Source organism: Mycolicibacterium insubricum, assembly GCF_010731615.1.
GTDB classification, from domain to species: domain Bacteria; phylum Actinomycetota; class Actinomycetes; order Mycobacteriales; family Mycobacteriaceae; genus Mycobacterium; species Mycobacterium insubricum.
This window is the reverse complement of sequence record NZ_AP022618.1, coordinates 1,829,912-1,854,767: the sequence shown is the minus strand read 5'-3', so window position 1 is coordinate 1,854,767 and position 24,856 is coordinate 1,829,912. Positions and strand designations below refer to the sequence as shown.

The window sequence follows — 24,856 nt, the reverse complement described above, 5'->3', positions numbered from 1 at the left end:
ACCTGACGCTCGGCGACGACGGCACGGCGGCCATCCGATCCCCCGGCGCCTCTGCCACACTGGCACCCATGACCCCCAGCGACGAGCACCCCGGCCTCACCCTCAGCTGCCTGGGCGCGGCGTCCACCGTCACCGGGTCCAAGCACCTGCTGGAGTCCGGCGGCAAGCGGATCCTGGTGGACTGCGGGCTGTTCCAGGGGCTGAAGAACCTGCGGGAACTGAACTGGCGACGGCTCCCGGTGGAGGCCGCGAGTATCGACGCCGTGGTCATCACCCACGCCCACCTGGATCACACCGGCTATTTGCCCCGCCTGGTGCGCGACGGGTTCCGCGGCCCCATCGTGTCGACGGAGGCGACGGCCGCGGTGGCCGAGATCATCCTGCGCGACAGTGCCTACCTGCAGGAACGCGAGGCGGACTTCCGCAATCGTCATCACGTCACCAAGCACGCCCCCGCCCAACCGCTCTACACCGGCGAGGACGCCGAACGGACTCTGAAGCTGTTCACCACCCGGCCGTTCAGCACCGAGTTCACTCTGCCCGACGGCGGCCCGACCGTGACGTTCCGCAGAGCCGGCCACATCCTCGGCGCCGCCACCGTCGACCTGGCCTGGGCGGGCCGGCGCATCGTGTTCACCGGCGACCTCGGCCGCTACAACGACCCGCTGATGTTCGACCCCGAGCCGGTGCCCGCCGCCGACTACCTCGTCATGGAGTCGACCTACGGCGACCGGCTGCACGAGCACACCGACGTGCTGGAAACCCTCGCCGGGGTGATCGACGAGACCGTCGCCCGCGGCGGCACCATCGTGGTGCCCGCGTTCGCGGTCGGCCGGGCCCAGGCACTGCTATATCACCTGTGGCAGCTCTACTGCGCCGGGCGGCTGGCCGACGTCCCGATCTATCTGGACAGTCCGATGGCGATCAACGCCAGCGACCTGCTGCGCACCCACCAGCGCGACCACCGGCTGTCCCCGGACGTCTACGAGGGCATGTGCTCGCTGGCCACCTATACCCGCGATGTCGAGGAATCCAAACAGATTTCGGCCGACCGGAATCCCAAGATCATCCTGTCGGCCAGCGGGATGGCCACCGGCGGCCGGGTGCTGCACCACCTGCGCGCCTTCGCCCCGGATCCCCGCAACACCATCATGCTCACCGGCTACCAGTCCCCCGGCACGCGCGGCCGCTCCATCGCCGACGGCGCCCGAGAGGTCAAGATGTTCGGCGAGTGGGTCCCGATCCGGGCGCAGATCGCCAACCTGCGGATGCTGTCCGCGCACGCCGACGCCGACGAGCTCATCCGGTGGGCGTCGGGCTTCACCACCGCACCCCGGCAGGTGTTCGTCGTGCACGGCGAACCCCAGGCCGCCGAAACCCTGCGGTCCCGACTCGGTCGCGAATTCGGCTGGCCGGGAACGGTCCCCCGGCAGAATCAACTGTTCAGCCTGTAGCGCAGATCAACCAAGGAAATTCGGCACCGATCCCGCGCAATTTCGGCACCGACCCCGGCTGTACACCCGGCTGTGCTCTCCGCCACAATGATGCCCATGGCCGTCCCACGTCGTGTCCGCGAAGAACGAGAGCTCAAGCCCTACCAGGTGGAGCTGCTCAAGCTCCAGCGCTACCTGGAGGACGAAAACCGCCGGATGATCGTGCTGTTCGAGGGCCGCGACGCTGCAGGTAAGGGCGGCACCATCCGGCGCGTCACCCGCTACATGAACGAGAAGCACTACCGCGTCGTCGCACTCGGCAAGCCCACCGAGGAGCAGCGCAGCCAGTGGTACTTCCAGCGCTATGTCGCCCAGTTCCCCACCGGCGGCGAGATGGTCCTGTTCGACCGCTCCTGGTACAACCGCGCCATGGTCGAGCCGGTGTTCGGCTTCTGCACCGAAGAGGAGCACCGCAACTTCCTCAAGGGCGTCGTCGGCTTCGAGAAGGACCTGGTCCGCCAGGGCACCATCCTGGTGAAGCTGTACTTCAGCGTCACCAAGGAGGAGCAGGCCCGCCGGTTCGAGCGCCGTCGCGACGATCCGCTGCGCCAATGGAAGCTCAGCGAGATCGACGTGCAGGCCCAGGAGCACTGGGACGACTTCACCGAGGCGAAGTACCACATGCTGCGCCGCACCAGCACCAGCGATGCGCCGTGGACCATCGTCCGGTCCGAGGACAAGCACCAGGCCCGGCTCAACGCGATGCGCGTCATCCTGAACGCGGTGCCCTACGGCAACCGCGGCGAGGACGTGGACTTCGTGCCCGACCCCGACATCGTCGTCCCGGCGGCGCAGGAGCTCGCGCTGATGGAGGCAGACCGGATCCGCAGCGGCAAGTTCACCGGGTAACGACAGCGGCCTCGCGACCGCTCACACCCGGCCCGTTGCGGTGGTGTCCGCGAACCCAGGGGCGCGCGGACATCACCGCAGCGGGTCGTCCGCCACCTCGATCTCGCCCGCGGCGGCTGCCGCCACCAGCTGCTGGTAGTCACCGAAGGCTTTGTCCGCGTAGGCAAATGACCACTGGGTGATGGCCTCGTCGAACGCGCCGCCCTTGCCGATGTAGCCCGCCCACACCGTGGCGTTGCGGCTCTGCGCGTGGGCCCGCGCCAGCACCAGTGCGCAGGCGCTGACGTATCGACCGAATTCGCGCTGCGACATGATCTCGGTGTCGACGCTGCCCTTCATGTCGTGGAACTGGCGCACGTAGTAGTCGCGGCCGTCCCAGCGCAGGGCGCCCAGGAACACGTCCGAGCTTGCCTGCAGGACCTGCTGCCCGGCGACCACCCGGGCCCCCTCGCCCCGTTCGCTGATCCCCCGGTGCATCCAGTCTGATTGCGGCACAGCGCCGTAGCTCTCCAGAACCGACTGGCCCGCCTCCTTGACCTGCATGACCAACGGCGTTCCGCAGGGTCCGGTCATGATGACGAGATAGCAACGGGTGCCGACGCTGCCCACCCCCACCACCCGCTGGGCGATGTCGGTGACCTTGAAGTGCGACAGCACCAGTGCGACGTCGGGCGGCACGGTGGTCAGATACTCACGGAATGTGGCGAGTATCCGGTCCTCCACCGCGACCTTGAGATGCCGAAGCACCGGCGGGTTCTCCCGCAGCCGCAGCGAACCGTCGGGCCGCTCCTCCATGATGCGGCCGAATACCCGCTTGGAGGTCCGTTTACGGGCTTGCCGGGTGGTACGCGCGATGACCTCCGCCAGCGCTCCACCGGCGCGCGCGTTGTAGCGTTCGGGTTCGAACCGCAGGTAGTAGCGGTCCAGGATTCCCATGTCCAGCACGTCCTGCAGTCCGCGACGGTAGGACGCCAACACCTCGGCCACCTGCTTGCGGATCACCTTCTCCGAGTAGCCGGCATGCCTTCCTCCGACGATCCCGCTGGTCACCAGCCGCTTGAGATCCCATTCCGCCGGCGCCATCGCGGTCTCGTCGAAGTCGTTGAGGTCGAAGATCAATGCCCGATCGGGCGCGGCATAAATGCCGAAGTTCGACAGGTGCGCGTCGCCGCACGAATACACCGGGATTCCGCTGGACGGGCCCGCGGCCAGGTCCGCGGCCATCACCGCCGCCGATCCGCGATAGAAGGAGAAGGGATCGGTGAGCATCCGGGCGAATCGCAGCGGCACCAACGACGCAACCCGCGTCCGGTTCTGCTCGACGAGGATCTCCACCGCGCTGCGCGGCGAGATCACCAGCTGGCCCAACCCGCTGCGCGGGGCCTCTTTGCGCAGGGAGCGTCCGTGCGCGCGTTCCTCCCCGGGGACTTCGGGCGTGATTACCCGATCGCGCAATACCTGTTCGGCCATCACCGCAGCATAGGTCTCCCCGCTGTCTTTCCGCGGTTCCCGGGGTGGTGTTTCCCGGGCCTCGCGTTCGCCGGCCCTCGTATGGGCCACCCGCCGCCTCCGGCCCCTCAGCCGGACAGTCCGACGCACACCGGGACCGTCCAGCAAGATCACCGCCGCGCCGCATAGGGTATTGCCCGGTGACAACACAAGGACAGCGATGAGCAGCGGCGCCGCGGACACCCCGGCGGCCCAGCCGCCCCCGGAGCAGCGGCGGCCCGGCAAGGTCCGGCGGTCGGCGGTGGCGTCCTGGGTGCTGTGGGATTTCGGGGCGACCGGGCTCAACGCCCTCGTCATCACCTTCGTCTTCTCCGTCTACCTCACCGAGCAGGTCGGCGCGGGCCTGCCCGGCGGCGGCCCGCCCGCCAGCTGGCTGGGCCGGGCGCTGACGATCGCCGGACTGGGGGTGGCATTGCTGGCCCCGGCGACCGGCGTCTGGGTGAACGCGCCGAGCCGGCGCCGCACGGTGCTGGCGGTGCTCACCGCGGCGGTCGTCGCGATGACCGCGTCGATGAGCCTCATCCAGGCCGACTACCGCTTCTTCGTGGTGGGCCTGGCGCTGCTCGCGTGCACGGCGGCCTGCAGCGATCTCGCGACAGTGCCGTACAACGCCATGCTCGGGCAGCTGTCGACCGCCAAGACCTCCGGGCGCATCTCCGGGCTCGGCTCGGGAGCGGGGTTCCTGGGCAGCGTGCTGCTGCTGCTGCTCGTGTACGTCGGGTTCATCGGCGGCGACGGAGACAACCGCGGGCTGCTCGGCCTCCCGATCGCCGACGGCGACAACGTGCGCGCCTCGATGCTGCTGGTCGCCGCGTGGTTCGCCGTGTTCGCGCTGCCACTGCTGCTCACCCTGCGCGCACCGACGGCCACCGCCGCCGAGCCGAGCTTCGGGGTGATCGGTGCCTACCGCAACCTGTGGCGCGAGATCCGGTCGGAATGGCAACGCGACCACAACGTCGTCTACTACCTTTTGGCCAGCGCCATCTTCCGGGACGGACTGACCGGCGTGTTCACCTTCGGCGCCGTGCTCGGCGTGGGCGTCTACGGGCTGACCCAGGCAGACGTGCTGGTGTTCGGCGTGTGCGCGAGCACCGTCGCGGCCCTCGGTGCCATCGGCGGTGGGGTGCTCGACGACAGGCTCGGCTCCAAGCGCGTCATCACCGGCGCGCTGTCGGCGATGATCGTCGTCGGCGCCGTCCTGCTGGCCTCCTCCGGCCCGCGGGCGTTCTGGATCTGCGGACTGCTGCTGTGCCTGTTCATCGGGCCGACGCTGGCGTCGGCGCGGGCGTTGATGCTGCGGATGTCCGCGGAGGGGAAAGAGGGCGTCGCTTTCGGCCTCTATACGACGACAGGGCGCGCCGCGTCGTTCCTCGCGCCGTGGATGTTCTTCACCTTCGTCGACCTGTTCCACGCCGAACGCGCCGGGCTGGCCGGGCTGTGCCTGGTGCTCGCGGTCGGGCTGGTGGCCATGCTGGTCATGGTGCGCGTGCCGCGAGAGGCGAAGTAGCCCTCATGTGGTTCACCCTGCTCACCATGGCGGTCGCCGTGAGCCTGGAGCCGTTCCGGATCGGCATGACGATCCTGATGCTGAATCGGCCGCGTCCCCTGCTGCAGCTGCTCGCCTTCCTGGCCGGCGGGTTCCTGATGAGCATCGCCGTGGGCACCGTCGTGCTGTTCATCCTGCGCCCGGCGGCGTCCTCGGCGCATTTCACCCTGCCGAGGGTGCAGATCGTCGTCGGAGTGCTGCTGCTACTCAACGCCGCGGCGCTGGCCACCGGGCTGCTGGGCAACGCCGAGGACGGGCCACCGGGCTGGCTGGAGCCAATCACCCGGCGCGGACGACAGCTGCTCGACGGACGCTCGCTGTGGACCGCGGGCGCCGCCGGGCTGGGCATCGCGCTGCCGTCGGTCGACTACCTCGGCGTGCTCGCGCTGATCGCCGCCAACGGTGGCACGCCGCAGCGGCAGATCGGCGCCCTGCTGGTGTTCAGCGTGGTGGCGTTCGGGCTGGTGGAGCTCCCGCTGCTGGCCTACCTGGTGGCCCCGGACCGAACCCGGAAAACCCTCGCGGTGATGCAGGATCGGATCCGCTCGCAGGGCCGTCGGGCCGTCACGATCCTGTTCACCGTGGTCGGTTGCGGGCTGCTCACCGTCGGCCTCGCCGGCTTGTAGAGAGCTACCCCAACCGGGCCAGCAGGTTGTCCCGGTACAGCTCGGCGCACGCGGCGCGGCGAATCTTGCCGCTGGTGGTGGTCGGTATCGAGCCCGGTGCCACCAGAACGAGATCGCCCGCGCTGACTCCGTGCACCTTGGTGATCGCGGCGATGATGTCGTTCTTGAGGTCGTGCAGCCCCTGGGCAACGGCCTCAGCCGAGTCGCCGCGCTCCTTGACCTCGATCACGGTGACCAGGTTCTCGGTGCTGTTCTCCGACACCGAGATCGCCGCGACGCGCCCGCCGCTGATCTCCTGGACGGTCGCCTCGATGTCCTCCGGGTAGTGGTTGCGTCCGCGGATGATCAGCAGGTCCTTGACCCGGCCGACGATGAACAGCTCGCCGCCGAACACGAAGCCCAGGTCCCCGGTGCGCAGCCACGGCCCGTCCGGGGTGCCGGTCGACGGTTCGAGAAGTGTTGCGCCGAAGCACTGTTGGGATTCCGGCGGCAGCCCCCAGTAGCCGGCCGCGACGTTGTCGCCGTGCACCCAGATCTCACCGACCACATCCGCCGCGCTTTCCCGGCAGGTGTCGGCGTCGACGATGCGCACCACCGGCGACTTGGGCAGCTGGTAGCGCACCAGCGCCGTGCCGCCTTTCGTCGCACGCCGCACCCGACCGGCCGCCAACTCGTCGGCGTCGAACCGCACAGCGGGCTCGGATTCCTTCCAGGTACCGGCGGCCACGAACACCGTCGCCTCCGCCAGCCCGTACGACGGGCGCAGCATGCTGTCGCGAAAGTTGAAGTGCGAGAACCGGTCCGCGAATCGTTCCAGTGTTGCCGGGTCGACCCGTTCGGCGCCGTTGATGATGCCGAGCACCCCGCCGAGATCCCGCCCGGCCAGATCCGCGTCGCGAGTCTTGCGCGCGGCCAGTTCGAAGGCGAAGTTCGGCGCCGCGGAGAACGGCCGGGCGTTGTCGGCCAGCGCCTGCATCCAGCGGGACGGCTTCTCCAGGAACGCGACCGGGCTGGTCAGCGCCGCCGGGAAACCACCCAGGATGGGTGCGCAGACCCCGAGGACCAGACCCATATCGTGGTAGAACGGCAGCCAGGACACGATCGTCATGCCGTTGGTGTTGATCTGCGATTCGGCGAAGTAGCCGCGCATCAACTGCTCGAAGTTCGACTTCAGGTTGCGGTGCGAGACCATCACACCGGTCGGTCGCCGCGTCGAACCCGAGCTGTACTGCAGGTACGCCGTGGCGGGATACCCCGACGCCGAGTCCGCGCCCTCGTCGGCCGGGCCGTCGAGATCCATCGCGTCGACGTCGAGGATCTTCGGAGCGGCGCCCAGGCGCGCGCGGTCGAGATACTCGGCGACGTCGGCGGTCACCGCCGAGGTGGTGAGCACGATCGAGGGCGCGGTGTCGTCGACGACCGCGCTCACCCGGTCGTCGCCGGAACCGCGGTGCGGCAGCGGCAGCGGAACCGCGATCACCCCGGCCTGCATGCAGCCGAGGAACGCCGTGATGTACTCCATGCCCTGCGGGGCCAGGATCACCGCGCGGTCGCCGACCGAGGCGTGCAGTCGCAACTCGGCCGCCGCGTTCAGCGTCCGCCGGTACAGCTGCGACCAGGTGACCCGCTCGACGGCGCCCGCCGGGTCGGCGGTGTAGTCGGTGAAGGTGAATCCCACCTCGTCGGGACGCATGCCGGCGCGGCCGTGCAACATCGAGAGGATCGTCGATTGGGGCGAATGGCTCACATCAAGTCCGTCTGGGTCGTCGAGGTCGAATCCGGCTTCGGTCGCCGTCGTCGTGTCGTTGTCAGTGTTTTCCGGCGGTGGGTTTGCCGCCGACGGCCGTCAGCGCCGCGTTGACCAGCTCCGACATCGGGTCGGCACCGCCGCCGAACGTCGCCTCGTTGGCCGGTGCGGTGATCTCCAGCGGGTCGAAGCCGTGCACCGGGTCCACCTGGATCGGGGCGGTCGCCGGATCGTCATTGCGCGAATACCCGGCGTCCACCCGCGGCTGCAGGATCGCATCGAGCCGGTTGAGCGTGTTGTCGTCGTAGCCCAGGTACTTGAACGGCAACACCAGCGGAAGGTGCTGCTCGGGAATCAGATACGTGGTGGTCCGCGCGCCGCGGGAGTTGTACGTGGTGCGGATGTTCTGCGGCGGCACCATGCTCGGGTTGGTGAACGCCACCGCGGTGTGGCCGCTGGCCAGCCCGGCGATCGAGTTGGCCAGGGCGAACAGGTTGTCCGGCCGGTCCGGGAAATCGGCGATGCTGTCGTAGGCGGACACGAACTGGTCGGTGTCGTACTGGCTTTCCACCGGCGCCGGGATGCGGTAGTCCATCGCGGGCACCACGTCGCCGACGGCGAACATCTGGGTCAGGAAACTCTCACCGAAGGCGTGCTTGGCGATCGGGTCGCCGAAGGTCGCGAACTTCAGCTGGTCCGGCGGCGGGGCGCTCGGGTCGTTGGCCAGCCGGGCCTTCACCGCGTTGACCACCAGGGCGCCCTCGGACAGGCCCATCGCCCGGCCGGGGCCGCCGGTGCGGATGGCGTTAAGCAGGTTCTCCTCGCCGACGTCGACCGACTCGCCGATGCTGGGACCGTCCAGTCCGATCCCGGGATAGATCTCCTCGCCGAGCGCCCCGATGCCGGGCAGCACGCGTTCCAGGACGTGGCCCTGCACCTGGCCCGCCGGGTAGTCGACCTTCTCCCGCTTCATGCCCGGGAACCAGTCCGCACCGGTCCGGCGGATGTATTCGTCGTAGGGAATGGCGAGCACGTGCGCGCCGCCGAGGGCGTAGGCCGTGCCGGTGTCCGCGGGTGACGGCGGCGGGGGTGCGGGCAGCGGGCCGTCGTCGGCCAGCGCGGTCCCGAAGCACCCGGATCCACTCGCCGTCAGAAACACCGCAAGTCCTGCGAGGAGCTTCTTCATCCGTACTCCCGTCCGGTCGACCGTTCTCGTCCCCGCCGAAGGACTGGGCTCCACGAGTGGCCAGAGCCCAGTTTCACACATATCCACCATCGACGCTAACCCGCTACCGCTTCGGTTTCGGCTGGTGGCGACGGTTCCGGCGGGCTCTCCGGCGCCGATCGCGCGGTGCGCCGCCGCGACGGCCACCAGTTCGCCTGGCCGAGCAGCGCGGCGATCGCCGGCACGGTAATGGTACGGACGATGAACGTGTCCAGCAGGATTCCCACGCCGATCACGAAGCCGCCCTGGACCACGATGCCGATGCTGGAGAACAGCAGACCGGCCATCGATGCCGCGAAGATCAGGCCCGCGGCGGTGATCACCCCGCCCGTCGAACCCAGCATCCGGATGACGCCGTAGCGGACGCTGTGCGCGGACTCGTCGCGCATCCGCGAGATCATCAGCATGTTGTAGTCCGCGCCGACGGCGATCAGCACCACGAACGCCAGCGGCGGCACGCTCCAGTGCAGCTCCTGACCGAGCAGGAACTGGAAGACGCAGACCCCGATCCCGATGGCGGCGAAATACGACACCACGACGGACGCGACGAGGTACAGCGGTGCGACGATCGCGCGCAGCAGCACCATCAGGATCAGCATGACGACGATCAGCGTCGCGATGATGATGTACCGGATGTCCTGCTGGTAGTAGTCGCGGGTGTCGCGCAGCGCGGCGGGGTAGCCGCCCATCGAGATGGTGGCATCGGCCAGCGCGGTGTTGGGCTGCGCGCCGCGGGCGATGTCGCTGATCTGGTTGACCTGGTTCATCGCCTCGGAGCTGAACGGGTTGAGCTTGGTCTGCACCAGGTAGCGCACCGAGTGGCCGTCCGGGGAGATGAACGCCTTGGCGGCCTTCTCGAATTCCGGCAGGCCCAGCACCTGTTCGGGGATGTTGAAGCCCGCCTGCGACGGGTCGGACGCGTCCTTCTTCATGGTCAGCAGAAACGCCGACGCCTCGTCCAGGCCCGCGGCGATCACCTTGATCTGCGTCACCACCTGGTCCACGCCGCCGGCCACCTGCTGGCTGCCCTCGGCCAGCTTGTTGGCGTTCTGGTTGAGCTGGGTCAGGCTGCCCTTCGCGCCGCCGGGCCGGTTGAGCCCGAGGCTGTTGACCGCGTTGGCGACCGTCGCCATCGCGGCGTTGAGTTTGGTCACCGTCGCGCCGAGGGTCTGCTTGTCCCCCAGTCCCTGCAGCTGGTGGGCGGCGTTGTTGATCTGGTCGACGCTGCCGGCGTTGCGCTGGTCGAGGATCTGCTCGAACTGGCCGCGGGTCGCCGCGCACGACGGGTTGGCGTCACACACCGGGTTGTTCTGCAGGGCGGCCAGCACCGGGCCGACCCAGCCGAACACGTTCTTCACGGCGAAGACGTTGAGCCCCATGGACCGGCCCAGCGCGTTGAGGCCGTCGACCAGTTCGGCGGCGGCCTCCACGTCGCGCACCAGCTGGTCCCCGCCGTACTGGGCCCGGATGTTGGTGAGCTCGTCGACCAGGTTCTGCAGGCCCGGTGCCACCTTGTTGATCTGTTTGCGCACGTCGGCGAGGTTCGCCGCCAGTGTGTTCGCCCCGTTTTTCAGCCGGTTCAGGTCGCCGGTGCGCTGGTTGATCTGGCTGGACCCGTCGGCCAGCCGGGTGCCGACGATCCCGGCCTGGAAGGTGGCCCGGAACTCCGGGGGCACCTCGCCGAGCGGCCGAGTGATGCCGCTGATCCGGGCGATGTCGGGCAGCTGGGCGACACGCGAGGCCATCTGCTCCAGGTCCGCCAGCGCACGCGGGGTGCGCAGGTCGTTCGGCGACTGGATGAGGATGAACTCGGGGATGGACTGGCCGATCGGGAAGTGGCGTTCCAGCGCGGCGTAGCCGATCGAACTGGACGCCGACGGCGACACCGATTTCCGGTCGTCGTAGTTGTAGTGGGAAAACAGCGCGCTGCCGCCCAGGATGGCGAGGATCAGCAGGCTGGCCACCAGGTAGTGGACCGGCCGTCGCACGATCCGGATGCCCGAGCGCCGCCAGAAGCGGGCGGTCAGCTCGCGGCGGGGCTGTACCCAGCCGCGGGGCCCGGCCAGCGTGAGGATCGCCGGCAGCAGGGTCAGCCCGGCCAGGTAGGCGACGGCGATGCCGATCGCCGCGGACATGCCGACGGTCCGGAACACACCCATCTGGGCGAAGTTCAGCAGCAGGAACGTTACGCCGACGGTGGCCGCCGACGCGGTGATCACCTTCCCGATCGACGTCATCGCCAGACGGACGGCACGGTCGGAGTCATCACCGGCCCGTATGTAGTCGTGGTAGCGGCTGATCAGGAAGACCGCGTAGTCGGTCCCGGCGCCCGCCATGATCGCGCTGAGGAAGACGATGGACTGGTTCGACACGCCCGCGCCGGTCAGTTCGGAGAACCCGGACACCAGCGCCTGCGCGATCACCAGCGACGCCCCGATCGTCACCAGTGGCAGCATCATCGTCACGACGTTGCGGTACACCAGCAGCAGCACGGCCAGCACCAGGATGCCGATCGCCAGCTCGATCGGCATCCGGTCGCGGTCACCGGCGACGGTGAGGTCGGCGACGGTGGCCGCGGGGCCGGTGATGTGCACCTCCATCGAGGTGCCCGCGACGGCGCGGTTGACGATCTCGGAGACCCGGTTGAAGGCGTCGAAGGCGCCCGGCGTTCCCAGCTCGCCGGCCATACCCACAGGAACGACCCAGGCCTTGTTGTCCTCACTGGTCAGAAAAGTCCGCAATTCGCGGGTGGTGAGGAAGTCCTGGACCATCACGACGTCGCGCATGTCGTCGTGCAGCGCGTCGACGAGCTTCTTGTACGTCGCCTCGTCGGAGCGTTGCAGGCCCTGCTCGTTGATCAGCACGACGACCATCAGGTTGTCGTTGGTCGATTCGTGGAACGCGTCGGTCATCTTCTGCGCGGCGACGCTCGACGGCGCGTCGGCCGGCAGGATCGCCAACGGATGCTTCTGGGCCATCTCGCCCAACGACGGGACGGTCAACGGCAACGCCGCAGCCAGGGCGATCCAGATCGCGATGACGGCCCACGGCCAACGAACCACGAAGTCAGCTAGCCGCCGCATATGGCTCCCGGCACCGAGAAACACGGTGCGCTAGGCGTGCGCATCGAAAATCCCTCCTCTATGCGACCCGCCCCCAGTGTCCGGTGTCGGCAACCCGCGAGGTCACCGACCGCATCGCCTCCATGTACCGGTTCGCCGACTTGCGGGCAATCGGGTTGTCGGGATGCATGATCGCCATGACCGTACCCTCAGCGTATCGGAAGATGTAGATGGTCAGCTGGTAGGAGAAGCGCCCATCCGGGTAGATGCCGATGTTGTTGGCCAGTCCCAGATCGGCCGCTGCGAGGATCGCGTTCAGCGGCGCCGCGCCGCCGTGCAGGAAGTTCGTCACCGGGAAATTCGGCCGCGGCCACTTCAACCATGGCGCCAGTTCCAGCACCCGGTAGTACGGTACCCGGGACATGTTCAGCCCCGAGTCGAACGCGGCCTGGGCCGCCCCGGCGGCCTCGGTGAAGCTGGTCGCCGCGATCGGGACGGTGATCGGGATCAGGCCGGTAAACCAGCCCTGCGTCATGAAATTGTCGTCCACGGTGCGGGAATCCCGCGGGGTGAGACCGTAGTACGTCAGGGCGCCGGTGAACTCGTGTTCGACCAACCCCTGACAGGCGAACAGTCCGCCGACGAACCGGGTGCCGGCGTCCTGGCAGGCGTCGTCGAATCGCTGTGTCTGCGGCGCGTCCATCAGCACCAGCGAGCTCATGTCGCTGCGCGTCGAGGTCTCCGGATCACCCAAAGGCAGTGGAAATTCTGGGAATCCGTTGTGATTGTCCTCCGCGAATTCGATCCAGGCGCGCACGCCCGGCGAGTCCAGGGTCAGCTCCGCGGCGTATTCGCTTTCCCGGACACAGAAGTCGTCGAAGCTGCCGGCGTCCGGAAGGACCAGCGCCTCACCGCCGTCGTTGAGCGCCGCGTACATGCCGTTGGCTTCCATCATCGTGGTGCCGATCAGCGTCGCATCGCCGTGCACGTGGTCCATCGCGGCGAAAAACGTGAAGTGATCCTCGCTTTGGATGATCCCGAACGTGAAACAGCCCCACTCCAGCGGCGTCGGGATGTCGGTGACGTGCGCCCGGATCTGCTCGACGCTCAGTTCGCCGTGGTCGACGGGCTCGAACTCGATCTCCTCCGGATCGACCAGCGAGTGCCGAACGAACTGATCGTCGTCGGTGTGCTCGAACCAGCTGCGGAACGTATCGTGCCTGCGCAGATAGGCGTTCACGGCCTCGTTCATCGCCCCGATGTCGCAGTGCCCGGGCGCCTCGCAACTGGCGATGATCTGCCGCGAGAAATTCAGCCCCGCCGCGTGCCGGTCGCAGTAATTGCGCAGGTGTTGGCCCTGCATAAAGCTGATCGGCACCGGGCTGACCGGAGCGCGTCCCGCCGATTCCATCGCCGCCGCCGTGGGGTGCCACGAAGTCACCCGGCCCGATTCCACTTCCCACTCCCCGAGTGGACCCACGGTGAACTTCCCGATGCGCAAAAGCTTGGACCTCCAAATAATCCCCGGCTCGGTATCGGGCACTAACATACTCCGGGTCGAGTCGGCCATAACGTGCGTCACCCCCCGCCGCATAGGTGCGCGTGCAATAGTGATCGCCGTGCGGCGGACGGGTCGAGTGTGATCCACGTCAAGCCGAGCTCCGGTCGGGAACCGAATCAAGGAGGACGACCATATGGGATCAGCGGAATTTACCAACAGCCAGGAAGCACGATTCGCCGTCGTCGGATACGCGGCGCGCTTCCCCGGCGCCCCTGATACAGACCGGTTTTGGGATGTTCTGAGCCAAGGTTGCGACGCGGTGTCGGAAGTTCCTACAGACCGTTGGAATGCCGACGACTTCTTCGACCCGGATGCGGGAACACCCGGCAAGGTGGTCACCCGTCGCGCGGGCTTCGTCGACGACGTCACCGGATTCGACGCGCCGTTCTTCGGCATGTCGACCCGCGAGGTCCGGATGCTGGACCCGCAGCACCGGCTGCTGCTGGAGACCGCGTGGCGCGCGATCGAACACGCCGGCATCGCGCCGACCGATCTGGCCGAATCCAATACCGGCGTATTCGTCGGCCTGGCCACTCACGACTACCTGGGCATGGCCTCCGGCGAACTCGACTACCCGGAGATCGAGGCCTACATGGCCATCGGCACGTCGAACGCCGCGGCGGCCGGCCGGATCAGCCACCGGCTCGGGCTGCAGGGACCATCGGTCGCCGTCGACACCGCGTGCAGCTCGTCGCTGGTGGCGATCCATCAGGCCTGCCAGGCCCTGCAATTGGGTGAATGCGACCTGGCCCTGGCCGGCGGTGCGAACGTCATCCTCACCTCGGCGACCATGATCACCTTCTCGCACGCGCACATGCTGGCTCCCGACGGCCGGTGCAAGACCTTCGACGCCGCCGCCGACGGCTACGTCCGCGGCGAGGGTTGCGGCGTCATCGTCATCAAGCGACTGGAGGACGCGGTCCGCGACGGCGACCGGATCCGCGCGGTCATCCGCGGCAGCGCCATCAACCAGGACGGCGCATCCGGAGGCCTCACGGTCCCCAATGGCGTTGCCCAACAACGGGTTATCGCCGACGCACTGAAGCGTTCCGGTCTGCAGCCCGGTGACGTCGACTACCTGGAGGCACACGGCACCGGCACTTCCCTCGGCGACCCGATCGAGGTGCAGGCCGCGGGCGCCGCCTACGCGCCCGGCCGAGATCCCAACCGGCCGTTGCTGATCGGGTCGGCGAAGACCAACATCGGGCACCTGGAGGCCGCCGCGGGTATCGCGGGCGTCATCAAGGTCATCCTGTCGCTGGAGCACGAGCTGCTGCCGCGTCACCTCAACTTCGAGACTCCGTCGCCGCACATCCCGTGGGACCGGCTGCCGGTGCAGGTCGTCACCGACGCCACCGCGTGGGAGCACACCGACCGCCCGCGCATCGCCGGCGTGAGTTCGTTCGGGTTCGCCGGGACCAACGCGCACGTCATCCTGGAAGAGGCCCCGGTGCCCGCCGAGCCCGAGGCCGAAGCGCCCGCGCCGGACAAGCAGCAGTTCAACCTGCTGCCGCTGTCCGCCCGGACCCCGGAGGCGCTGGCCCGGATCGCCGGTGAATACCGCGACTGGTGGACCGCGCACCCCGACGCCACCCTGGCGGACATGAGTTTCACCGCCGGTGCGGGCCGGGCCCATCTGGAGCACCGGGCCGCTCTGGTGGCCAACTCGGCCCAGTCCGCGCTCGAGCTGCTCGGCGCGGTCGCCGACGACCGGCCCGCCCCGGGCCTGTTCCGCGGGCAGTCCCAGGACGCACCGAAGACGGCGTGGCTGTTCAGCGGCCAGGGCAGCCAGTACCCCGGCATGGCCCGCGAGCTCTACAACACCGAGCCGGTGTTCGCCGAAACCGTGGACCGGTGCGCCGCGGCGACCGCCGATGTGCTGGAAAAACCGTTGCTGGAGGTCATGTTCGACCTGGACAGCCCGGATTCGGATACGGGACTGCGCCTGACGACCTACGCGCAGCCGGCGCTGTTCGCCGTCGAGATGGGCCTGGCCCGACTCTGGCAGTCCTGGGGCTTCGAACCCGACGTGCTGCTGGGCCACAGCGTGGGCCAGTACGCCGCGGCCTGCGTCGCAGGCGTGTTCAGCCTGGAGGACGGCGCGCGGCTGATGGCCGAGCGCGGCCGGCTGTTCGGCAGCCTGCCCGAAGGCGGCCGGATGGTCGCGGTGTTCGCCGACGCCGCCCTGGTTGAGGCGCTGACCGACGCCTTCCCGGAGATTTCCGTGGCCGCCTTCAACGGCGCCAACACCGTGCTGTCCGGTCCCGCGGGGCGCGCTGGAGTCCGCGGTGGCGCCGCTGACCGCCGACGGCGTCCGGGTGGAATGGCTGGATACCAGTCACGCGTTCCACTCCGCGCTGCTGGATCCGGTGCTCGAGGAGTTCGAGGCGTGCGCGGATCGCGTGAATATCGCTGCGCCGCAGCGGATTCTGGTGTGCAACCGCACCGGTGCGACTCTGGGCCGCACCGTCAAGCTCGACGGTGCCTACTGGCGCAAGCACGCCCGCCAGCCGGTGGAGTTCGCCAAGTGCGTGCAGACCCTGGCCGAGCTGAACTGCAAGGTGCTGCTGGAGATCGGTCCGCAGCCGGTGCTCACCGCCACCGCGCTGCGGGCGTGGCCGGACTCCGTCGCCACCCCGAAGGCCGTTGCGTCGTTGCGCCGCAATACCGATGACGACCGGCAGATCACCGAGGCCGTCGCCGCCCTGTACGTGGCCGGACATCTCCCGCGCTTCGCCGCGTTCCGCCGGCCCGGTGCCCGCAAGCTCGACCTGCCCGGATACCCGTTCGAGCACCGCCAGTACTGGTTCCGCGACAATTGGCAGCATCCCACCTCGAAACAGGGCGCATCCGGACCCCGCACCCGGACCCTCCGCCTGCTCGAGGACGGCCGGATCGACGAGCTCGCGAAGCTGCTGACCACCGACGGTGACGATGAGGCGATCCGGGACCTGTTGAACCGGATTGCCGCGCAACACAATCAGGAACGCACCACCCGGTCCATCGCCGACGACCGCTACGAGTTCCGCTGGGAGACGGTTGCCGCCGGCCCCGGCGGGACCGCCGAGCCGTCGAGCTGGATCATCGTCGCCGACGACCCGGACACCGTCTCCCCGCTCATCGCGGCGCTGGACGCGGCCGGCCACCGGCACCGCATCGTCGGCCTGCCGGCCTCCGATGCCGACGTCGACGAACTCGCCGTCACGCTGAGCGAGGCGGCCGCCGAGGACCCGGCGCTGCGGATCGTGAACGCCACGGCGCTCGGCGGATTCGATGAGACTGCGGTGCAGTCGCTGCTGCGGATGCAGCACGAGGTGCTGGCCGGAACCCGGCGGCTGCTGCGGGCCGCGGTCGCCGCCGATTTGCGCACCGAGATCTGGACTCTCACCCGCGCGGCGCAGCACGTCACCGACACCGACACCGTGGCGCCGGACCAGAGCATCCTGTGGGGCTTCGGGCGCGCCGCGGCACTGGAGCTCCCGCAGCTGTGGGGTGGGCTGGTCGACCTCGCCGAGTGCAGCGCCGAGGAGTGGTCGAACTTCGTCGAACAGGTCACCGGCGCGACCAAATCCGCCGCCAAGGAGGACCAGTTCGCGCTGCGCGGCGAGACCGCGTGGGTGCCCCGGCTGGTGCGCCGTGACGGCGCCCCCGACGGCGCGGTACTGCAGTTGCGCGACGACGCAACGTATCTGGTGACCGGCGGGCTGGGTGGCGTCGGACTGGAGATCGCCGGCCACCTGGCCGCCCACGGCGCCAAACACCTGGTGCTCACCAGCCGTCGTACCCCCACCGACGAGACCCGGGCGCGCATCGAAGCGCTCGGCGCGCAGCACGGCTGCGACATCCGTGTCATCAGCGCCAACGTCGCCGACGCGCGGGAGACGGCCAACCTGCTGGCCACCATCGCTGCCGAACTGCCGCCGCTGGCCGGGATCGTGCACGCCGCCGGTGAGAACGCCATCACCGCACTAAGTGAGTCCGACCCCGAATCCCAGCAGGTCGAACTCGGCCAGGTCTTCGCCGGGAAGGTCTGGGGCGCCTGGAATCTCACCGAGGCCACCGCGGATCTACCCCTGGAGTTCTTCCTCAACATCTCCTCGATTGCCGCAGTGTGGGGAGGGTTCGGCCAGACCGCCTACGGCGCGGCCAATGCCTTCCTCGACGGGCTGGTCTGGTACCAGCGGGCACACGGTATCGCCGGGGCGAGCGTGAACTTCGGCCCGTGGTCCACCGGCATGGCCGATCCGGCCGCCCGCGCCAAGCTGGAGCAGCGCGGCATCCGGACCCTGTCCCCGGCCGACGCGCTGGCCGGCCTGGCCGATGTGGTGGGCTCCGACGGTGCCGCGCAGCAGGTACTGGCGAAGGTCGACTGGGCCCGGTTCCTGCCGCTCTACGAGCAGGCCGGGCGCCGCGGGTTCCTGGCCGAGTTGGAGCGCGAGGTGCCCGCTCAGTCGAGCGTCGCCGCGGTGCTCACGGCGTCCGGGAAGACCGCGTTCGTTGAGCGGTTGCAGGCCGCCCCGATCCAGCAGCGCAAGCGCCTGCTCACCGACTACCTGCGCGACGCGGTGGCCGAGATCACCCGGGTGGACGTCGCCGAGATCCGCGAGGACGCCGGGTTCTTCGACCTGGGCATGGATTCGCTGATGGCCGTCGAACTGCGCCAGCGCATCGAAACCGGCATCGGCCACCAGATCCCGGTCACCCTGGTGATGGACCACCCGCGGCTCTCCGATGCCGCCGACTATCTGCTCGGCGAGGTGCTGGGCCTGTCGGATCAGAAGACGGCCCCGGTGGCGGCGGCGGTGACGACGCGCACCGACGAACCGATCGCGATCGTCGGGCTGTCCTGCCGGTTTCCCGGTGCGCCGAACCCGGAGGCGTTCTGGGAACTGCTCTCCGGTGGCGTCGACGCCATCCGCGAGGTCCCCGAGGACCGCTTCGACATCGATGAGTTCTACGACCCGGATCCGGAGACCCCGGGCAAGACCTACACCCGCTTCGGCGGGTTCCTGGACGGCATCGACGGATTCGACCCCGAGTTCTTCGGCATTTCGCCGCGCGAGGCGGTGTGGATCGAACCGCAGCAGCGGCTGATTCTGGAGACCGTCTGGGAGGGCCTGGAACGGGCCGGATACTCCCCGGCGTCGCTGCGCGGCAGCCGCACCGGTGTTTTCACCGGCGTGGCCGCCAACGAGTACGCGCATCTGCTGTCGGCCGAATCCATCGAGAAGATCGAGCCGTACTTCATCACCGGCAATGCGCTCAACGCCATCTCCGGCCGCGTCGCGTTCGCCCTCGGCTTCGAGGGCCCGGCCGTCGCCGTGGACACCGCGTGCAGTTCGTCGCTGGTCGCCGTGCACCAGGCCTGCCTGGCGCTGCGTTCGGGTGACTGCGACATGGCGGTGGCCGGCGGGGTCAACGTCCTGCTGAGCCCGGTGACGGTGATCGCCGCGTCTCGGGCCCGGATGCTCTCGCCGGTCGGGAAGTGTAAGACGTTCGACGCCTCCGCCGACGGGTACGTGCGCAGCGAGGGCTGCGGCGTCCTGGTGCTCAAGCGGCTCTCCGACGCGATTCGCGACGGGGACCGGGTGCAGGCGGTGATCCCGGCGACCGCGGTGAACCAGGACGGAGCCTCCAGCGGCCTGACCGTGCCCAACGGCGGTGCCCAGCAACGGCTCATCAACGCGACCCTGGCGCGCGCCGGACTGTCCGGCGGTGACGTCGACTACCTGGAGGCGCACGGCACCGGCACCCCGCTCGGTGACCCGATCGAGGTGCAGGCGGCCGCCGCGGCCTACGGCGCCTCCCGCGACGCCGACCGTCCGCTGCTGATGGGGTCGGTCAAGACCAACATCGGCCACACCGAGTCGGCCTCGGGCGCCGCCGGCCTGATCAAGGTGGTGCTGTCCCTGCAACATTCGGAGTTGCCCGCCAGCCTGCACTTCGCCACCCCGTCGCCGCACATCCCGTGGGATTCGCTGCCGGTCAAGGTCGTCGACACGGCGATGCCCTGGGAGCACACCGACCGGCCGCGCCGCGCCGGAGTCAGCTCCTTCGGGTTCACCGGCACCAACGCGCACGTGATCATCGAGGAGGCACCCGCACCCGCGGTCGCCGAGGAGCCCTCCGACGAACCCGTCACAGTGCCGCAGCAGCGCCCGGTCGACGTACTGCCGCTGTCCGCCCGGACCCCGGAGGCACTCGCCGCGCTCGCCCAGCGGTACGGCACCTGGCTCGCCGAGCACCCGGACGCCGACCTCGCCGAGGTGTGCCGTAACGCCGGGATCGGCCGCTCGCACTTCGAGCACCGGGCCGCGCTCGTGGTGGAATCGATCGCCGACGCCCGCGCGGGCCTGGCAGATCTGGCCGAGGACCGGCAGCGTCGCGGTGTGCTGCGCGGTGATCACATCAATCCCCCGGCCACCGCCTGGTTGTTCACCGGGCAGGGTAGCCAGTACCCCGGCATGGGGCGTGAATTGTTCGACGTCGAACCGGTTTTCGCCGACACCGTGCGTCGCTGCGCGGAGGCCACCGACGGGATGCTGCCGCACCCGCTGCTGGAGGTGATGTTCTCCACCGACCGGGAGATCGCGGATCTGGTGCGCCACACCTCATTCGCCCAGCCCGCGCTGTTCGCCGTGGAGATGGGCCTGGCCCGGCTGTGGCAGTCCTGGGGTATCACGCCCGACGTCGTGCTGGGCCACAGCGTCGGCCAGTACGCCGCCGCCTGTGTGGCCGGTGTGTTCAGCCTGGAGGACGGGGCGCGGTTGATGGCCGAGCGCGGCCGGCTGTTCGGCAGCCTGCCCGAAGGCGGCCGGATGGTGGCGGTGTTCACCGACCCGTCGCACGTCGAGGCGATCGCCGGGGACTTCCCCCACGTTTCGGTCGCCGCCTACAACGGGCCGAACACGGTGCTGTCAGGTCCGGGTGAGGATCTGGAACAGGTGGTCGCCCGGTTCGCCGAGGACGCCGTGCGCTGCACCTGGCTGGACACCAGCCACGCATTCCACTCGGAGCTGCTGGAGCCGGTGCTCGACGAGTTCGAGGCCTACGCGGGCACGCTGGAGTTCGCGGCGCCCACGCTGCCGCTGGTGTGCAACCGCACCGGTGCGGTGCTGACCGGCCAGACCCCGCTGGATGCGGGCTACTGGCGCAAGCATTCCCGCCAACCGGTGCAGTTCGCCGAAAGTGTGCGCACCGCCGCGGCGCTGGACTGCTCGGTGCTGATGGAGATCGGCCCGCAGCCGGTGCTGACCAGCGCGGCGGTGCAGGTCTGGCCCGAGCACTTGGCGCCGCCGCGGGCGATCGTCTCGCTGCGCAAGGGTGTGCCGGATCAGCTGCAGATCGCCGACGCGCTGGCCGGGGTGTACGTCAGCGGTCACCGGCCCGATTTCGCCGCCGTGTACCACCGCACGGGCCGGCGACTCGAGCTGCCCACCTACCCGTTCCAGCACCGGCGGTTCTGGCCGCGGACCTCCGGCGTGGTCAGCATGGGATCCGAGGGCCAGGCGTCCGGGATTCTGGGCAACGCCAAGGATCTCGCGTCCGGCGATTCGGTGTTCACCAGCAGGCTGTCGGTCAAGTCGCAGCCGTGGCTGTCCGATCACGTCATCTACGGCACCGTCGTCGTGCCCGGCGCGACCTACGCCGCCATGGCGCTGGCCGCCGTCGGCGCACCGGCGCGGGTCACCGAGGTGTTCTTCTACGAGCCGATCATCCTGCCGGAGAAGAGTTCCCGCGAGGTACAGCTGACGCTGCACCCGTCCGACGAGGCCGGTGGCCGGCGGTTCCAGGTGCACAGCCGGCCGTTCGGCGACAAGGACGCCGACTGGTCGCTGAACGCCGACGGCACCGTCGTCGTCGGGATCGAGGCACCCGCCGACGACGAGCCCGCCACCGAACCCGAGTCGGTGGAGGAGATCTCCGAGCGGATGGAGCGGATGCGTCCGCAGGACCTGTTCGAGACGTTCTCGGACATGGAGCTGATGTGGGGCCCGAACTGGTCCGGCTCGCTGAAGTCGCTGTGGCTGGGCGAGGGTGAGGCGCTCGGCGATATCAGCGTCGGCGAGGAGCTGGCCGAGAACCTGGGTGCCGAGCCGATGCACCCGGTGCTGATGGACCTGTGCACCGGTGTGGCGTTCCCGGCATTCCCGGCGCTGCTGGCCGCCGAGCAGGGCGTCAACGATCTGTTCCTGCCGTTGCGCTACGGGCAGGTGAGCCTGCGGGAGAAGATGCCGCGGCGGTTCTACTGCCGGGCGAAGTGGCACACCAGCGAACTCAACGCCGAAACGCAGGTTTTCGACCTCGACTTCCTGGACCGCGACGGGAACCTGCTGGGCGGGATCCGGGAGTTCACGGTGAAAAGGGCACCGCGCGAGGCGTTGTTGCGCGGCCTCGGTGGCGACGCCACCCGGCTGCTCTACACCCTCGGCTGGCATGAGGTCCCGCCGCCGGCGGAGCCCGGGCAGATCGACGGCACCTGGCTGATCGCCGGGTCCGAGGCGCTGGCGCGGTTGGTGCCCAGCTGCATTCCGTTGCCCCGCGGGGCCGACACCGAACTGCTGGGCGCGCAGCTGGTATCGGCGGCCGAGCGCGGTGTGCCGTTCGCCGGGGTCGTCTGGCACGCCGCCCCCGCGGCCGCCGACGAGTCCGAGCAGCAGGCGCAGGCCCGCCTGGACGCCGAGATCGCCAACCTGCTCAGCGCCGTGCACACGGTGTCCGGTGGTAAGGCGAAGCTGCCCGGCGGGTTGTGGATCGTCACCGAGCGGGCCGTGGCCTGCGAATCCGGTGAGCCCGTCGACCCGGTGCAGGCCGCGCTGTGGGGCCTGGGCCGCACCACCATCAACGAGGAGCCGGCGCTGCGCGCCAAGCTGGTCGACTGCGACGGGTCCCCCGAGGCGGTGACGGCGCTGGCCGGGTTGCTGGCGACTCCGGTGAACGAGCCGGAAATCGCGGTGCGACAGGGCAAGCTGCTGGCGTCGCGGCTGTTGCCGTGGGCACGCAGCGGTCACCTCAGCGTGCCCCGCGCCGGTGATTTCGTGTTGGCGCCCACCGAGCGCGGCGCGATCGACAACCTGCGGCTGACCGAGACCGAGGTGGCCGCACCCGACCCGGGTTACGTGCAGGTGCGGGTGGAGGCCGCGGGCCTGAACTTCCGCGATGTGCTCAACGTCCTGGGCCTGTACCCGGGTGACCCGGGGCCGATCGGCGGTGACTTCGCCGGTGTCGTCACCCAGATCGGCGACGGCGTCACCGGAGTCGAGGTGGGCCAACGGGTTTACGGCTCCATGCAGGGCGCGTTCGCCAGCCGGTTCAACGTGCCGGGCCAGTTCCTGGCGCCGATCCCGGACGGGGTGAGCGCGGTGGAGGCCGCCACCATCCCGGCCGCGGCGCTGACGGTGCGGTTGGCGTTCGACTGGGCGCAACTGCGTCCCGGCGACAAGGTGCTGATCCACGCGGCCAGCGGCGGCGTCGGACTGGCGGCCGTGCAGATGGCGCAGGCCAAGGGCGCCACGGTGTTCGCCACCGCCAGCACCTTCAAGCGGGCCACTCTGCGCAAGCTCGGCGTTAAGCACGTCTACGACTCGCGGACAACGGATTTCGCCGATCAGATCCTGGCGGACACCGACGGCGCGGGTGTCGACGTGGTGCTCAACAGCCTGACCAACGAGGGCTTCATCGAGGCGACGCTGAAGGCCACCGCCCAGGGCGGCCGGTTCGCCGAGATCGCCAAGCGCGACATCTGGTCGGCCGAGCAGATGGCGGAGGCACGTCCGGACATCGACTACGAGATCGTCGCCCTGGACACGGTGATGTTCACCGAGCCCAACCGGATCCGCGACCTGCTCACCGAGGTGTCCGACGGCTTGGCCAACGGCGAGTGGACGCCGCTGCCCGCGGAGATCTACCCGATCACCGAGGCGCGGGCGGCGTTCCGCCGGATGCAGCAGGCCCGGCACATCGGCAAGATCGTGGTGCAGGTCCCGAGTCCGCTCGCCCCGCGGGCGGATCGCAGCTATCTGATCACCGGTGGTCTGGGTGCGATCGGTCTGCACACGGCGTCGTACCTGGCGCAGCGCGGCGCCGGCGATATCGTGCTGACCAGCCGGCGCAGCCCGGATGCGGACGCGCAGCGGTTGATCGACGAGATCACCGAGCGGCACAAGTGCCGCGTCCATGTCTTCGCCGCCGATGTCGGAGACGAGGCGCAGGTGGCCACGCTGCTGGACCGGATCCGGGCGGAGTTGCCGCCGCTGGCCGGTGTGGTGCACCTGGCCGGTGTCCTCGACGACGCGCTGCTGTCCTCGCAGACGCTGGACCGGTTCCACACCACGCTGGTGCCCAAGGCGTACGGGGCAATGCATCTGGACCGGTTGACCGCCGACGACGATCTGGACTTCTTCATCGTGTCGTCGTCGGTATCGAGCATGTTCGGTTCGCCCGGCCAGTCCAACTACGCGACGGCCAACGCGCTGCTCGACGGCCTGGTGGCCCAGCGGCGGTCCCGGGGCCTGCCGGGCACCGGTATCAACTTCGGTCCCTGGGCCGACGGCGGCATGGCGTCCTCGGATGCCGCGGTCGCCAATATCAGTGCCCAAGGCCTGATTCCGCTGGACCCGTCGGCGGCGTTGAGCGCGATGGCCGAGGTGGTCGCCAACGGCACCGCCGAGGCGGCGGTGATCAAGGCCAACTGGCAGCGGGCGGCCAAGGTGCTGGGCAGTTCCCGCCCGCCGATTCTGGATCTGGTGTTGCCGCGGGCGGCCGGGGAGATGACCGGCGACAGCGAGTTGCTCAAGAAGCTGCAGGAGATCCCGGTGGCGCAGCGCGCCGGTTTCGTGACCGAGTTCCTGCAGGCCGAGGTGCAGAACTTCCTGCGGCTGGCCCAGCCCCCGGCGGCCAGCAGCCGGTTCCTGGATCTGGGTACCGACTCGCTGATGGCGATCGAGCTGCGCAACCGATTGGAGAGCCAGTTCGGTGGCGCGTTCACCATCAACGCCACCGCGGTGTTCGACTACCCGACCATCGGTGGTCTGGCCGAGTATCTGGTGGCCCAGCTGCCCGATGCGGATTCCGGTGACAAAGCCGCGGACTCGGAGTCGGGCTCGGAGTCTGACGGGGATGCCGAATCGGCCGAGGATTCGGGTGCCGACGAGGCATCGGCGCAGGCCGCGACCGGTGAAGGTGCGGCCGAATAGGCCCACACGTGGCTGGTAGCGGCGGGCGTCGCAGGCGCCCGCC

Annotated in this window: 10 protein-coding genes and 1 pseudogene; 6 read left to right on the top strand and 5 right to left on the bottom strand. The window is 69.4% G+C overall.

Going from position 1 to position 24,856, the window contains the following annotated elements; genetic code table 11:
- Positions 1–68 precede the first annotated feature (68 nt).
- Positions 69–1,454 carry an MBL fold metallo-hydrolase RNA specificity domain-containing protein gene (locus G6N16_RS08845; RefSeq protein ID WP_083033082.1) on the top strand — a complete coding sequence of 462 codons (1,386 nt, stop codon included), beginning with the start codon at positions 69–71 and terminating at the stop codon, positions 1,452–1,454.
- Positions 1,455–1,550: 96 nt separating this feature from the next.
- On the top strand, positions 1,551–2,342 hold the full coding sequence (ppk2, locus tag G6N16_RS08840) for a polyphosphate kinase 2 (RefSeq protein WP_197913098.1): 792 nt from the start codon (positions 1,551–1,553) through the stop codon (positions 2,340–2,342).
- Between the two features lie 72 nt (positions 2,343–2,414).
- On the opposite strand, the gene G6N16_RS08835 is transcribed toward ppk2, so the two are convergent.
- Positions 2,415–3,812, bottom strand: coding sequence for a DUF2252 domain-containing protein (locus tag G6N16_RS08835; RefSeq protein ID WP_083033079.1), 1,398 nt, complete (start codon positions 3,810–3,812; stop codon positions 2,415–2,417).
- A 199-nt stretch (positions 3,813–4,011) separates the two neighbouring features.
- On the opposite strand from G6N16_RS08835, the gene G6N16_RS08830 reads away from it, so the two are divergent.
- Together G6N16_RS08830 and G6N16_RS08825 are read left to right on the top strand one after the other, a co-directional pair.
- Positions 4,012–5,358 carry an MFS transporter gene (locus G6N16_RS08830; protein WP_083033078.1) on the top strand — a complete coding sequence of 449 codons (1,347 nt, stop codon included), beginning with the start codon at positions 4,012–4,014 and terminating at the stop codon, positions 5,356–5,358.
- 5 nt (positions 5,359–5,363) lie between these two features.
- Entirely contained in the window at positions 5,364–6,023 is a 660-nt protein-coding gene (locus tag G6N16_RS08825) for a GAP family protein (protein ID WP_083033076.1), read from the top strand.
- Positions 6,024–6,027: 4 nt separating this feature from the next.
- Here G6N16_RS08825 and G6N16_RS08820 read toward each other — a convergent pair whose 3' ends face one another.
- The 4 genes from G6N16_RS08820 to G6N16_RS08805 all read right to left on the bottom strand — a co-directional run bounded on the left by G6N16_RS08820 (position 6,028) and on the right by G6N16_RS08805 (position 13,558).
- Positions 6,028–7,770 carry an AMP-binding protein gene (locus tag G6N16_RS08820; RefSeq protein WP_083033075.1) on the bottom strand — a complete coding sequence of 581 codons (1,743 nt, stop codon included), beginning with the start codon at positions 7,768–7,770 and terminating at the stop codon, positions 6,028–6,030.
- Positions 7,771–7,831: 61 nt separating this feature from the next.
- A complete protein-coding gene (gene pe, locus G6N16_RS08815; protein ID WP_083033073.1) occupies positions 7,832–8,956 on the bottom strand; it encodes an acyltransferase PE in 1,125 nt (374 codons plus the stop codon).
- A 95-nt stretch (positions 8,957–9,051) separates the two neighbouring features.
- Complete coding sequence (locus G6N16_RS08810; protein ID WP_083033072.1) at positions 9,052–12,078, bottom strand: MMPL/RND family transporter; 3,027 nt, start codon at positions 12,076–12,078, stop codon at positions 9,052–9,054.
- Positions 12,079–12,136: 58 nt separating this feature from the next.
- A complete protein-coding gene (locus tag G6N16_RS08805) occupies positions 12,137–13,558 on the bottom strand; it encodes a condensation domain-containing protein (protein WP_083033070.1) in 1,422 nt (473 codons plus the stop codon).
- A gap of 193 nt (positions 13,559–13,751) precedes the next feature.
- Here G6N16_RS08805 and G6N16_RS22110 point away from each other — a divergent pair.
- Both G6N16_RS22110 and G6N16_RS08800 read left to right on the top strand, forming a co-directional pair.
- A pseudogene (locus G6N16_RS22110) lies at positions 13,752–15,821 on the top strand (type I polyketide synthase); the annotation flags it as partial.
- 85 nt (positions 15,822–15,906) lie between these two features.
- Positions 15,907–24,813, top strand: a complete 8,907-nt coding sequence (locus G6N16_RS08800) for an SDR family NAD(P)-dependent oxidoreductase (protein ID WP_407663627.1) — start codon at positions 15,907–15,909, stop codon at positions 24,811–24,813.
- The last annotated feature ends 43 nt before the right edge of the window (positions 24,814–24,856 follow it).